Origin of the sequence: Bacillus nakamurai (assembly GCF_001584325.1) — a bacterium.
Taxonomy (GTDB): Bacteria; Bacillota; Bacilli; order Bacillales; family Bacillaceae; genus Bacillus; species Bacillus nakamurai.
Genome location: NZ_LSAZ01000041.1, coordinates 54,387 through 68,340, shown reverse-complemented (window position 1 = coordinate 68,340; position 13,954 = coordinate 54,387). Strand labels below are relative to the sequence as shown.

Annotated in this window: 13 protein-coding genes; 5 read left to right on the top strand and 8 right to left on the bottom strand. The window is 44.8% G+C overall.

All coding sequences use genetic code 11. The annotated features are described in order from the left end of the window. Positions 1–32: 32 nt before the first annotated feature. On the bottom strand, positions 33–806 hold the full coding sequence (locus AXI59_RS15515) for a Cof-type HAD-IIB family hydrolase (RefSeq protein ID WP_061528860.1): 774 nt from the start codon (positions 804–806) through the stop codon (positions 33–35). Between the two features lie 368 nt (positions 807–1,174). Between AXI59_RS15515 and AXI59_RS15510 the strand changes: the two genes are divergently transcribed. Together AXI59_RS15510 and rnjA are read left to right on the top strand one after the other, a co-directional pair. Continuing rightward, entirely contained in the window at positions 1,175–1,384 is a 210-nt protein-coding gene (locus AXI59_RS15510) for a DNA-dependent RNA polymerase subunit epsilon (RefSeq protein ID WP_061522037.1), read from the top strand. 5 nt (positions 1,385–1,389) lie between these two features. Beyond that, positions 1,390–3,057 (top strand): ribonuclease J1, encoded by a 1,668-nt coding sequence (gene rnjA, locus AXI59_RS15505; RefSeq protein ID WP_061528859.1) that lies wholly within the window; start codon positions 1,390–1,392, stop codon positions 3,055–3,057. 32 nt (positions 3,058–3,089) lie between these two features. Here the strand turns inward: rnjA and ade are convergent, their stop codons facing one another. The 5 genes from ade to AXI59_RS15480 all read right to left on the bottom strand — a co-directional run bounded on the left by ade (position 3,090) and on the right by AXI59_RS15480 (position 8,268). Next, positions 3,090–4,823 (bottom strand): adenine deaminase, encoded by a 1,734-nt coding sequence (gene ade / locus AXI59_RS15500; protein WP_061528666.1) that lies wholly within the window; start codon positions 4,821–4,823, stop codon positions 3,090–3,092. 149 nt (positions 4,824–4,972) lie between these two features. After that, positions 4,973–5,638 (bottom strand): Ktr system potassium transporter KtrC, encoded by a 666-nt coding sequence (ktrC, locus tag AXI59_RS15495; protein ID WP_061522039.1) that lies wholly within the window; start codon positions 5,636–5,638, stop codon positions 4,973–4,975. A gap of 41 nt (positions 5,639–5,679) precedes the next feature. Then, on the bottom strand, positions 5,680–6,507 hold the full coding sequence (locus AXI59_RS15490) for a gamma-glutamylcyclotransferase family protein (protein ID WP_082791806.1): 828 nt from the start codon (positions 6,505–6,507) through the stop codon (positions 5,680–5,682). Positions 6,508–6,509: 2 nt separating this feature from the next. Beyond that, a complete protein-coding gene (locus AXI59_RS15485; protein ID WP_061522041.1) occupies positions 6,510–7,814 on the bottom strand; it encodes an ATP-binding protein in 1,305 nt (434 codons plus the stop codon). 172 nt (positions 7,815–7,986) lie between these two features. Then, on the bottom strand, positions 7,987–8,268 hold the full coding sequence (locus AXI59_RS15480) for an AbrB/MazE/SpoVT family DNA-binding domain-containing protein (RefSeq protein ID WP_061522042.1): 282 nt from the start codon (positions 8,266–8,268) through the stop codon (positions 7,987–7,989). Positions 8,269–8,539: 271 nt separating this feature from the next. Between AXI59_RS15480 and mreBH the strand changes: the two genes are divergently transcribed. The 3 genes from mreBH (at position 8,540) to AXI59_RS15470 (ending at position 11,096) form a co-directional block, all read left to right on the top strand. Beyond that, on the top strand, positions 8,540–9,547 hold the full coding sequence (mreBH, locus tag AXI59_RS15475) for a cell shape-determining protein MreBH (protein ID WP_061522102.1): 1,008 nt from the start codon (positions 8,540–8,542) through the stop codon (positions 9,545–9,547). Between the two features lie 81 nt (positions 9,548–9,628). After that, positions 9,629–9,763: a protein YkpC gene (locus AXI59_RS19850; protein WP_156476302.1), complete on the top strand. Its 135-nt coding sequence runs from the start codon at positions 9,629–9,631 to the stop codon at positions 9,761–9,763. Between the two features lie 100 nt (positions 9,764–9,863). Continuing rightward, positions 9,864–11,096, top strand: a complete 1,233-nt coding sequence (locus AXI59_RS15470; protein WP_061528665.1) for an aminopeptidase — start codon at positions 9,864–9,866, stop codon at positions 11,094–11,096. Between the two features lie 31 nt (positions 11,097–11,127). Here AXI59_RS15470 and AXI59_RS15465 read toward each other — a convergent pair whose 3' ends face one another. Continuing rightward, positions 11,128–12,036 carry a ketopantoate reductase family protein gene (locus AXI59_RS15465; protein WP_061528664.1) on the bottom strand — a complete coding sequence of 303 codons (909 nt, stop codon included), beginning with the start codon at positions 12,034–12,036 and terminating at the stop codon, positions 11,128–11,130. 147 nt (positions 12,037–12,183) lie between these two features. Then, the gene (locus AXI59_RS15460; RefSeq protein ID WP_061522045.1) at positions 12,184–13,803 is read right to left on the bottom strand and encodes an ABC-F family ATP-binding cassette domain-containing protein; all 1,620 of its coding nucleotides are present in this window, start codon (positions 13,801–13,803) and stop codon (positions 12,184–12,186) included. Between the last annotated feature and the right edge of the window lie 151 nt (positions 13,804–13,954).

The following is a 13,954-nucleotide window of genomic DNA, read 5'->3' as shown; positions in this document are numbered from 1 at the left end:
AACGACCGGCACTTTAGAAGTGCCGGTCGTTTTTATTTCAGAAGGCCAAGCTCTTTTACAGCGTAGCTGATGCCCTCCTCGTCTACAGATTTCGTGATGAAATCAGCTGCCGCCTTTAATTCCGGCACGGCATTTCCCATCGCCACCCCAGTGCCGACAAACCTGATCATCTCGAGGTCATTTAATCCGTCGCCGAAGGCATAAGTGTCATTGATTTCATACGGAAGCCGCTCAAGCACTCTTTTAATGCCCTCAGCTTTTGAACCTCCGCTCGGAAGCACATCGGTTGACAGCTCATGCCAGCGGACATAGTCAAACTCCGGAAAAGCGGCATATGCTTTTTCTTCATGCCCCCGGCAGAATAAAAGCAGCTGATAAATGTCTTTCCCTTTATAAAACTGTTCATCCACCTCGGGATACGGAGCTTTCAGACTGCCGATTCCTTCAGAGACGTGCGGATGTCCGGCAATGGTCGTTTTCATTGTGTCCTCAGCCATAAATACGACCGGATGCTCTCCCTCTGCCGCCTGCTGCAATAAACGCTCTATCGCATCCTCAGGCAATGGATTTTTAAAAATCACGTCGCCCTCAAATACGACAAACTGCCCATTGTAAGAAATAAATGATTGAATATCGAGCTCTTCGAGAATCGGCTTTACCAAAAATGGAGAACGTCCGCTGGCAATAAATAAGTAGTGTCCGGCGTCTTTAAGCGCCGCTACTGTTTTTCTTGTGCTTTCGGGGATATGCTTGTCATGGTCATATATTGTTCCGTCAATATCAAAAAAGATTAATTTAGGTTTCATATCAATTTCTCCTTTATCCCGTTTATCAGTCGCGCCTTTTCCACTCTCATCATACAGAAAGTTTTCCGTCCGGCAAACCTCCCTGTTCAAATTCCATTTATACCCACGAAAAACAAAACAGGATTTTCCGCATACTACTGCTATAAAGGTATTTGTTAAACCTAAGGGGAGGTATGCACATATGCTGCGCAGATTACGGAAGAAACTCAAACGGCAGTGGGGCGGAATGCTCCGGAAAAAAGTCATTACCTGACAGGGATCTTTCGTTTTTCGAAAGTCCCTTTTTTGCTCAAGACTTTCCTTATATTCCGTTTTCGAATATAATAGAATAAGCGAGTCTAACATACGGCATTTAAGGAGAGATTTGGATGATTTATAAGGTATTTTATCAAGAGAAGGCTGACGAAGTACCTGTTCGTGAAAAAACAGATTCACTTTATATTGAGGGCGTTTCAGAACGGGACGTCAGAACGAAGCTGAAAGATAAGAAATACAACATTGAATTTGTTCAGCCTGTAGACGGTGCTTTCTTAGAATATGAGAAGCAGAGCGAAAATTTTAAAGTATTGGAGTTATGAGCGGAATGAAATTTGTAAAAAATGACCAGACTGCCGTTTTCGCCCTCGGCGGATTGGGCGAGATCGGGAAAAATACGTACGGGGTGCAGTTTCAGGATGAAATTGTACTGATTGATGCGGGAATCAAGTTTCCAGAAGACGAGCTTCTCGGAATTGATTACGTAATCCCTGATTACACGTATTTAGTAAAGAATGAAGATAAAATTAAAGGGTTGTTTATCACCCATGGTCACGAAGACCATATCGGCGGTATTCCATACCTGCTCAGACAAGTAAATATTCCCGTTTACGGCGGTAAACTCGCGATCGGCTTACTTCGGAATAAACTTGAAGAGCACGGACTGTTAAGACAGACGAAATTAAACATTATCGGAGAAGACGACATCGTTAAGTTCCGCAAGACGTCTGTATCCTTCTTCAGAACGACACACAGCATTCCGGATTCATACGGAATTGTCGTCAAAACACCGCCGGGCAACATCGTTCATACCGGTGACTTTAAGTTCGACTTTACACCGGTAGGCGAACCGGCAAATCTGACAAAGATGGCCGAAATCGGGAAAGAAGGCGTGTTATGCCTGCTTTCCGACAGCACAAACAGTGAAGTGCCTGATTTCACCATGTCAGAACGCCGCGTAGGCGAAAGCATTCACGATATTTTCCGCAAAGTGGACGGCAGAATTATATTCGCGACGTTTGCTTCGAATATCCACCGCCTTCAGCAAGTGATTGAAGCAGCCGTATTAAACGGCAGAAAAGTCGCCGTATTTGGACGCAGTATGGAATCGGCTATCGAAATCGGACAGACCCTCGGGTACATCACATGTCCGAAAAATACATTTATCGAGCATAATGAAATCAATCGTATGCCCGCAAATAAAGTAACGATTTTATGTACGGGAAGCCAAGGTGAACCGATGGCGGCATTATCACGAATCGCTAACGGCACGCACCGCCAGATTTCAATCAACCCGGGAGATACGGTTGTCTTTTCTTCTTCTCCGATTCCGGGAAACACAATCAGCGTAAGCCGCACTATCAACCAATTGTACCGTGCGGGCGCAGAGGTTATTCACGGATCTCTGAATGACATTCATACATCCGGACACGGCGGACAGGAAGAGCAAAAGCTGATGCTCCGCCTGATCAAACCGAAATTCTTCATGCCGATCCACGGTGAGTACAGAATGCAGAAAATGCATATAAAACTCGCGATGGATTGCGGCATACCAGAAGAAAACTGCTTTATTATGGACAACGGCGAAGTGCTTGCACTGAAAGGTGAAGAAGCTTCTGTGGTAGGTAAAATCCCGTCCGGCTCCGTTTATATTGACGGAAGCGGGATCGGCGATATTGGAAATATCGTGCTTCGGGACCGCCGTATTCTTTCAGAAGAAGGCCTTGTCATTGTTGTCGTAAGCATCAATATGGATGATTTTAAAGTGTCAGCAGGACCTGACTTAATATCCAGAGGTTTTGTTTACATGAGAGAATCCGGTGATTTAATCAACGATGCACAGCAGCTGATTTCGAACCATCTGGAAAAAGTAATGGATCGGAAAACGACGCAGTGGTCAGAAATCAAAAACGAAATTACCGATACACTTGCACCGTTCTTATACGAAAAAACAAAACGCCGCCCGATGATCCTTCCGATCATTATGGAGGTATAATAAAAGCTGCACTCATGATGAGTGCAGCTTTTTTATTGCAGCGGTATATGCTGAAAGGCTTTTACGTCAAACAGCCCCGTTGCCGTCATTTTAATATCCGGAATCACCGGCAAAGCTAAAAATGAAAGAGTGAGAAACGGGTTAAAATCCCCGGTAAATCCGATCAACGGAAGCTTTTCGTGAAGCACGCCCAAACTGTCATTTACCCACTCCGCAGATTGGTCAGAAAGCAAACCTGCAATCGGGAGCGGAACAGAGTGAAGCAATTCCCCGTTTTTAACGGCTGCTAATCCTCCGCCGATGTTATGAAGCTGATTGATCGCCGCGGCCAAGTCCGCATCGTTTGTTCCGACGGCAATGATATTGTGCGAATCATGAGAAATGGTAGTTGCAAGGGCCCCTTCTTTTAATCCGAATCCTTGTACGATTCCGAGTCCCATTATTTTTTCTCCGCTATGCCGTTCCACGACGGCGATCTTTAATAAATCATGCTCGATATCAGGCTGGAACATGTCAGATGGCGGCGCGGGCACTTCTTTTCGTCTCGTTTCCAAATGATTCGGTATGATTTGAATCACGTTCATATTTTTGCCTTCTTGAATCGGCATGTGAAAATCCAATTCAGTCAGCGGCGCTTTCAGCTGCACTGTGTCCAAGAGCGCGGTATCTGTTAATTGTGAGTCAGCCGTCTGCTCATAAATCGTCCGGCCGTTCTCTGCAACCGTGCGCCCGTTCACCATCGTCTTTGTAATGGCGACCTGCCGCAAATCGGAAATAAACAGCAAATCAGCATCAAATCCCGGCGCCACCGCTCCTTTCGTATCAAGGCCGTAACACTCGGCGGCGTTTAAGCTGCCCAGCTGATAAGCCAAAAACGGATCAAGACCGGCTTCTATGGCTAATTTGACTTGGTGATTGACACTTCCTTCTGAAAGCAAATCGTCTACATGCTTATCATCCGTACAAAAGAAAAAACGCCGCGCATTTTTTTCATTAACCGCCGGCAGGACGCTGAGCGTATTTTTTGCCACTGATCCTTCACGCAGCATCACATACATCCCCCGTCTGATTCTGTCCAGCGCTTCTTCTTTTGTCGTCACTTCATGATCATTTGACACCAGTGCAGTTCTGTATATATTAATCAAATCAGAAGATAATCCCGCTAAATGTCCGTCAATCCGTTTCCCGTGAAGCTTGGCATCGAGCAGTTTCTCGATCATATCCTCTTCACCCTCGGCAACAGACACATAATCCATCACTTCCGCAAGCCCCAATACCTCTTTCTCCTGATAAAAAGGCTTTAAGTCAGCAGCTTTTAAAACCGCGCCTGAACGTTCAAAGCTTGCAGCGGGAACACAGGAAGGAAGCATAAAATGAATGTGAAGCGGCGCTTTTTTCGCCTGCTCGATCATAAATGAAATGCCTTTGGCCCCAGAGACGTTTGCAATTTCGTGCGGATCGGTAATGACGGCAGTCACTCCGTGCGGAAGGACTGCTTTTGCAAACTCAATCGGAGTAACCATAGAAGACTCGATATGAACATGTCCGTCAATAAAGCCTGGAACGATCATCTGGCCCTCTGCGTCAATGACTTCTTCCCCTTCGTAATCACCCAGCCCGACGATCATTCCGTCAGTGATGGCGATATCTGCAGAGATCCATTCCTGATTAAATACATCCATGATTTTTCCGTTCTTAATGACGGTATCGGCTTTTTGTCTGCCGGCTGAAGCATTCAGCCGTTTAGCCAGTGATTCTTTGTTCAAAATGGGGCCTCCTCTTTTTCTTTATATGGTACAATATGCTATCGGATCGCGTAATCTTAGTCAATAACAATTGAAGAATACACCGCTTACAGATAAATGTCTTTCTATTCTGACATATAAAAAAACCGTCCTGTTCAGACGGCTTTTGTCTACTTCGTATGCAGCACTCTTTTTTCAAAACGGGAAATGTCTGAAATAGATCCGATGACGATTAAAATATCTTCTTTTTGAATGACTTCGGTTGCCAGCGGAGATACGATGACCTCTTTTTCCCTTTTGATGGCGACGATGTTAATTCCGTACTTCGCCCGGATGTCCAAATCAAGCAATGTATTCCCGGCGAGGCGGCTGTTGGCCACGATTTCAACGATACTGTGTTCATCGGACAGCTCTAAATAATCAAGCACGTTGTTCGAAACAATATTATGGGCGATTCGCTTTGCCATGTCTCGCTCAGGATGGACGATATGATCGGCTCCGATTTTCGCCAGCACTTTTTCATGATAATCGTTTTGCGCTTTTACCGTAATGGTTTGAACACCCAACTCCTTCAAAATAAGTGTTGTTAAAATACTCGCCTGTATATTCTCGCCGATTGCCACAATCACATGGTCAAAATTGCGCATCCCCAAATTTTTCAAAACAGATTCATCGGTTGAATCGCCGATCACCGCATGTGAAGCGATTTTGGCGTATTCATTCACTTTATCTTCATCAATATCCATCGCCATGACCTCGAGACCTTCCTCACTTAACGCTTTGCAGATGCTCCCCCCAAAGCGGCCGAGGCCAATAACAGCAAACTCTTTTCTCATTACAGTGCTCCTTTAATCAATATCTCTTAGTAGGAATATTATCATATTTTCGGCAAAGAATTCATATAGCGCTTGAGCTTTTCTGAAAAGTCCGGAGATAAATACAGGTCAGCCCCGCGTTCGATTTCCTCCTGATAATGACCCGGAGGCGCAATTTCCTCCGCTTTTTCAAGCACGAGAAACGTCAGACAGCCGGTGTACACACGGCCATTGGCACAAGCATCTACGAAAGCAGGACGATACGTATGTGAATCGACGCCTTCTCTTTTATATAAATAAGTTGCCGCTTCAAACGGCAGCTTGTACAGCACCCCTTCGGTCCGGCCGCCGTCTTCTACAAGATCGGCTCTGGAACCGTCAGGACGCTTTAATGTGAATCTCGTCGAATACCCTTCAACAACGGCCCCTCCGATAGGCTCGGCAAAAAAGTGATCGACCCCCGCCTGTTTGAAGCGGGCATTATCCATACAGGAACCGTATGCGAAATAATAAACCGGGCTGTCATCCTCCCGCTTCATAAACCGGTACTCTTTCCAGTCTCCGCTTTCGATACGGTCGAATGGAACACATTTTTCCGGCTTCATGACGTAAGCGAAGGCGGTTTTATTCCCGAGGTCCGTATTCACGGCGGTCTCTCTTCGCTCAAAATCCAGATAATGAGCATCCAGCTCACGGATCATCTGATGATCTGTTTCGTACAGTTCTCCGTATATAAAGGATGTTCCCGTTAATGACGCCGCCGGCAGACCTTTATCAGTTTCGTACAGCACGCCGTTTATTGCCGCCTGCTCGCACACACATCGCGCACCTTTCAGCAGCTGATGGTTTTTTTCACGCTTCCGTAACAAACCGTATACAAAAAGAAGCACAGTCATCTTTCCTCCTTTTGGACAGCAGCCGCCTCCAATGGCAAAATCACCTGAAACGTACTGCCTTCCCCATTTTTGCTCTTAATGTTTAGTTTACCATTATGCTCCTTCAGAATTCGCAAACAAATCGGAAGGCCGAGTCCCGTTCCCTGATCTTTTGTTGAGAAAAACGGTTTGCTGATATTCTCAAGCTTTTCTTTAGACATGCCGTTCCCTTCATCCTGTATGCTGATCATCGCGTGTTCTTCTTTCCGTTCGGTATAAATGTGAATATTTCCTCCGTCAGGCATCGCTTCTATCGCGTTTTTTATAATGTTAATAAAAACCTGTTTCAGCTGATTTTCATCTCCGTTGATCAGACAGGACTCCGTATGGCTGAAATCTTTTTCGATCACAGTATTAGACAGGACCGCGTTTGTATCAAGCAGCGTCGTCACCTGTTTTAAAATATGATTAAGATTGTGAAAATTAAACGTCACCGTCTGCGGCTTGGCAAGCAGGAGCAGTTCACCCAATACAAGATCAATTCTTTTAATCTCTGAAAAAATGATATCGAAGTAATCCGTTCTTTCCGGGTACTGGGCTTTCATCAGCTGGAGAAAGCCGCTGACTGACGTTAAGGGATTTCTTACTTCATGGGCGATTCCCGCCGCGAGTTCGCCGGCGATGGCCAGTTTTTGAGATTGCATGGCGAGCCGTTCATTTGTTTCCAAAAGCTCATCCACCGCTTTTTTCCGTTCGCTGATGTCAGACATCGTGCCGAGGCTTCCGACAAATTGCTGTTTGCGGTCATAATAAAGCTTATAGTGGACTTCTCCCCAAAATATGGTGCCGTCCCTTTTGATATATTTGGCTGTAAACATACCCGACGCCGACTTTTGTTTAATTTGGGATGCAATATAATCAATGATATGTTTTTCTTTTATAAAATAATCATTATACATCGTGCCCATGCAGCCGCTGATTGAGTGGCCCGTGATGGCCGACCAGGCTTGATTTAAATATGTAATATTCCCATGTGAATCGGTTTGAAAAACGATTTCCTGCAGATTATCCATGATGCGGTTTTTTTCATCGGATAGCGCCTTTGCTTTCTGCTCACTGTCTTTCAGCTCTATCAAAAGCTGCTTTTTATCATCTACATAATAAGCCAGCAGCCAGACACTGATTAATGCGACGGCTGAAAAGGTGATGTCAGCAGGCCAGTTAATCGGATTCCGCTCGATAATATAGAATAGATAATCCCAAAATATAATAAAAATGATTGCCATGATTAAGGAAATGATGCGCACTTGATATTTTCCCATATTCCCACCTGCCGCTAGCGTTTCTCTGTATATTGTAACATTGTTGACTGCATTATTGACTAAAAAATGATAACTATTCCCAATTGTTTGGGCAGTTTGTTTCTTTTGTTCGTGAGTTTTTGCGCAACTCAATGAAAAAAGGCCGGAATTTTATTCCGCCCTTTTTCTATCATTATTTATCTTTTAGTGCTTCCTGAATTTCATCAAGCAGCATTTGCGCACCTTCAGGGCTTAAAATAATTTTACCGTTGCCGTATTCTTTATTATCGGTCGTAATTTCTCCCGTCATTAAGCAAATACCGTGCGGCTTATATTTTTTTAAGACAATTTTGTCTCCGTCTACAAAAAACTCAATACTATCTTTAATCGCGATATCTAATGCTCTTCTTAATTCAATCGGCATTACAATACGCCCAAGCTCGTCTACTTTTCTTACTACACCAATCGATTTCATAGAAATCCCTACTTCCTTTAATGTCTCTTATATATATGCCTAAGGAAAATCCTTCATAAACGTAGACGAAGGTAATAGAGCAAAAGTTTCTCAGCTTCCGGAAACTATTGTTTTTTTACAGAACGAAGTCAGGGTGAAACATGGGATACAGACTTTCCCTCCTTTTTTACAAAAACATTTCATTACCGGCGCAAACCCCCAAAAACCGTGTTTTTTCTTAGAAACTTTAAATGTAGAATCAATTAAATCAGGATAGGGATTGGGTGAAAATATGTTTCAATCAACTGAGATCGGAATCGACTTAGGAACCGCTAATATACTAGTTTACAGTAAAAATAAAGGAATTATTTTGAATGAACCTTCTGTTGTCGCTGTAGATACAACAACAAAAGCGGTGCTGGCCATCGGTACCGATGCGAAAAACATGATCGGAAAGACGCCGGGAAAAATCATCGCCGTAAGACCGATGAAAGATGGCGTCATTGCTGATTATGATATGACAACTGACCTATTAAAACACATTATGAAAAAAGCCGGAAAAAAAATCGGCATGACATTCCGCAAACCGAATGTCGTCGTCTGCACGCCTTCAGGCTCAACTGCTGTCGAACGCCGGGCCATCAGTGATGCGGTCAAAAACTGCGGCGCCAAAAACGTTCACTTGATTGAAGAACCCGTCGCCGCTGCGATCGGAGCCGACTTGCCGGTTGACGAGCCGGTAGCGAATGTCGTCGTTGACATCGGCGGCGGAACGACTGAAGTAGCCATCATTTCATTCGGAGGCGTCGTATCATGCCATTCTATCAGAATCGGCGGTGACCAGCTTGATGAAGATATCGTTTCGTTCGTCAGAAAAAAATACAACCTGCTGATCGGGGAACGAACGGCGGAACAAGTGAAAATGGAAATCGGCTTTGCGCTGATTGAACACGCGCCGGAAACAATGGAAGTCCGGGGCCGCGACCTTGTGACAGGGCTTCCGAAAACAATCAGACTGCAGTCAAATGAAATTCAGCATGCGATGCGTGAATCTCTTCTGCACATTCTTGAAGCAATCAGAGCCACGCTTGAGGATTGTCCGCCTGAGCTGAGCGGGGATATCGTCGACCGCGGCGTCGTGTTAACCGGCGGAGGCGCGCTGTTAAACGGTATGAAAGAATGGCTGACAGAAGAAATCGTCGTTCCCGTCCATTTGGCGGCAAACCCGCTGGAATCAGTGGCAATCGGCACAGGACGTTCTTTAGAAGTGATCGACAAGCTTCAAAAAGCCATTAAATAATAATATTTACAAATATCCTGCTTCTTTTTTCTCCGGTCAGCTCATATTGTGAGAACTGGAGAAACATTAAGGAGGAAGCATATGCTTAGAGATGTAGGAAGACGCATAGCCGTGGCCGTCATTTTAAGCGGTATTATTTTAGGGGGAATGAGCATTTCATTAGCCAATATGCCCCATTCCCCGGCGGGAAACACCGTAAAACTGAATCACCCGTAAAGGCGCAGCGGAGGCTGTGTCTTTTTCGTTTACGCCCCTTTCTTTCCTTTCTGCGGTGATATTTGATATGATGAGAAAAACCGATGAGGAGGAATGAACCATGAGTTCGTTTATTGAAAAGTTAAATACATATGCTCAGCTGGCGGTAGAAGTCGGCGTCAATGTCCAGAAAGGGCAGCATGTAGTAATCAACGCCTCAACCGATGTCCGTGATCTTGTCAGACTGCTTGCTAAGCACTCATATGAAAAAGGTGCTAAACATGTCACCGTAAACTGGCAGGACGATGAATTATCAAGATTAAAATACGAAATGGCCCCTTTTGAAGCGTTTGAAGAATACCCTGAATGGGAAGCAAAAGGAAAAGAAGAGCTCGCCAAAAAAGGAGCGGCGTTTATTTCTGTCGTGTCCTCTGATCCCGATCTGTTAAAGGGCACTGACGGCAAACGGATCGCAGCCTTCCAGAAGGCCGCCGGAAAAGCATTACATACATACAGACAATATATTCAATCAGATAAAGTAAGCTGGACGGTAATCGGAGCGGCTTCAGCGGGCTGGGCGAAAAAAGTATTCCCGGATCAGCCGGAGGAAAAAGCCATTCAGCTTTTATGGGAGGAAATTTTCAAAACGACCCGCGTGAATGAAGAAAATCCCGTGGAAGCTTGGAAGAAACACGATCAGAACCTTCATGAAAAAGTAGAACACCTTAACAAAAAACATTACAGCGCCCTGCATTATCAGGCAGAAGGGACAGACTTAACCATTGAGCTGCCGAAAAAACATGTGTGGGCAGGTGCGGGAAGCATCAATGAAAGCGGGCATGAGTTTATGGCAAACATGCCGACCGAAGAGGTTTTCACCTTACCGCAGCGAGACGGCGTAAACGGGACGGTTTCCAGCACAAAACCGCTGAGCTATGGAGGTAACGTGATCGACAACTTCACCCTTACCTTTAAGAACGGCCGGATCGTTGATGTAAAAGCCGAAAAGGGCGAGGATATCTTAAAAGGCATCGTCGAAACCGATGAAGGGTCACATTATCTCGGAGAAGTTGCCTTAGTCCCATATGATTCGCCGATTTCTAAATCCAATATTTTATTTTACAATACACTGTATGATGAAAACGCATCAAACCACCTTGCGATCGGCAGCGCGTATGCGTTTAATATTGAAGGCGGAAAACAAATGACACGTGAAGAGCTTGTCAAAGAAGGCCTGAATGAAAGCATTACGCATGTGGACTTTATGGTCGGTTCCAAAGATATGAATATTGACGGCATTACCGCTGACGGCAAAAGAGAACCTGTCTTCAGAAACGGAAATTGGGCATTTTAATAAAAAAAAGAGGCCGCATCGGCCTCCTTTTTTATTTCGCATCATATATTTGCAGGTTGGTGCAGACCGTTTCCAAAACGGGCGTCTCCACGGATAAACGTTTTGCTTTCTCAAGCAGAAAACCGTGTAAATGGTCTCCTTCCGTCATTTGCCCCCTTTCCATATCCCTCAGCATAGAGGATTTCATATGGTATGACATGCTTGTCAATGTACGGTAGCTCTCCTCTTCCAGATTCGGATCTGCCGGAACGCCGTCAGACCGGAAAATGGCTCCGATTTCGGCAAAAAGACGTTTTGCCGTATTGCGGCCGCTTTCTGTATCCAAAATAGGGCCGACCGGCTTTTGAAACAGGGAAGTCACTCCGGCTTGGGCGGCAATAAACATATACTTTTTCCAAATGTCCTTTTCAATATGTGTGCTCACTATGACTTCCGCCTTTACATCGGCAAACGCTTTTTCCAGCTCTCTGATACGCTCGGTGCGTTCACCGCTCCACTCGCCGAAAACAAACCGGTGAGCCGCGCTTGTATGAAGAATTTCTCCCTTCTCGTTAAGGGCGCTCTCAATAAAACAGAGGCCGCCCAGCACCTGCTGTTTAGAAAAGGCGTCAAACAGCTCATTGTAGTGCCTGTACCCGTTTAAAAACGGAATGATAACTGTTGAGGCATGTACAAACGGGTTTACATCCTTTATCACCTGCTTCAGGGAATAGGCTTTTGAAGCAATGATAACAGCGTCAAACTCCCCTTTATCACCCGCACTGATTAATGCCGGATTGATGGATACATCGCCTTTTTCGCTTTTCACGGTAAGTCCTGTCTGTTTTAATTGCTCCGCCCGTTTTTGACGGACGAGAAACGTGACGTCATTCCCCTTCTCTGCAAGCCGGGCACCGATATATCCTCCTACTCCCCCGGCTCCGGCAATTAAAAATTTCATCATTTATTCCCCCGTCTCTTTATGTATGTTTAATGTATCACCGAGAAGCTGCTCCGTGTCACATCAAATGTTATGTCTATTTTACAAGGAAGTCCGAACATTGAAAACTTTTTATAAGCAAAAAAGCAGAGTCTCCTCTGCTTTTTGTCAGGCGTATAATTCTTCGAGCTTTTTCTGCACATCTGTATTTTCAAGAAATTCATCATAGCTCATTTGTTTGTCGACAATGCCTTTAGGCGTCAATTCAATGATACGGTTGGCAATCGTTTGTACAAACTGATGGTCATGAGAAGAAAACAGCATAGCGCCTTTAAAGCTGATTAAGCCGTTGTTAAGCGCCGTGATGGATTCCAGGTCTAAGTGGTTCGTCGGTTCATCCAGAATTAAAATATTCGCGCCGGAAAGCATCGCTTTTGACAGCATACAGCGCACTTTCTCTCCTCCGGAAAGAACGTTGGATTTTTTGTTGACTTCTTCGCCGGAGAACAGCATACGGCCTAAGAAGCCGCGCAAGAAGCTCTCACTTTGGTCATGCGGCGAATATTGGCGGAGCCAGTCAACAAGGTTCGCATCACTGCCGTCAAAATAATCGCTGTTATCTTTAGGGAAGTACGCTTGAGAAGTTGTCACGCCCCATTTAAATGTGCCGCTGTCAGCTTCCATTTCCCCGGAAATGATTTTAAACAATGTCGTTACAGCCAGCTCGTTACGGCCCGTAAACGCGATTTTATCCTCTTTATTCATAATAAAGCTGACATTATCGAGCACTTTGACTCCGTCAATCGTTTTTGTCAGCCCTTCTACCCGAAGCACATCATTTCCGATCTCGCGTTCCGGCGTAAAATTGACGTAAGGATAACGGCGTGATGACGGTTTAATATCGTCGAGCGAAATTTTATCAAGAAGTTTTTTTCTGGATGTCGCCTGCTTCGATTTTGAAGCGTTGGCGCTGAATCTGGCGACAAACTCTTGCAGCTGCTTAATTTGCTCTTCTTTTTTCTTATTGGCTTCTTGAGAAAGCTTTAACGCAAGCTGGCTTGATTCATACCAAAAATCGTAGTTGCCGACATAAATCTGAATTTTATTAAAGTCAAGATCGGCAATGTGAGTGCACACTTTATTTAAAAAGTGGCGGTCATGGGAAACGACGATGACTGTGTTTTCAAAATTAATCAGGAACTCTTCCAGCCACTGAATCGCTTTGAGATCCAAGTGGTTCGTCGGTTCATCAAGCAGCAAAACATCAGGCTTGCCGAACAGCGCTTGTGCTAAAAGGACTTTCACCTTGTCTGATCCGCCTAAGTCTTCCATTTTCTTCGTATGCAGGTCTTCTGAAATTCCTAAGCCCTTTAATAAAATCGCGGCTTCACTTTCAGCTTCCCAACCGTTTAATTCTGCAAATTCGCCTTCAAGCTCAGCAGCGCGGATGCCGTCTTCATCAGAAAAATCAGGCTTCATATAAATAGCGTCTTTCTCCTGCATAACTTCGTACAGACGCTTATGGCCCATGATGACCACTTTTAACACTTCGTATTCTTCATATTCAAAGTGGTTCTGCTTTAAGACAGCAAGACGTTCGCCGGGGCTCATGTGAACATCGCCTGTCTGCGGCTCAAGCTCACCTGATAAAATTTTTAAAAACGTTGATTTACCGGCACCGTTTGCGCCTATTAATCCGTAGCAATTGCCCGGCGTGAATTTAATATTTACATCTTCAAATAACTTACGGTCCGCAAAACGTAAGCTCACATTATTTACAGCAATCATTTAGAATCCTCCATCGTGTCTATCATCATTAAAAGTATACCATGAATAAAGGGGAAGAGAAATGCTTCCTGCTAATTGCTTAGCTGAAAAACACGTATGCGCGAAACGGGCGACGCTGTGATACAATAGTGATATACATATATCATCACGG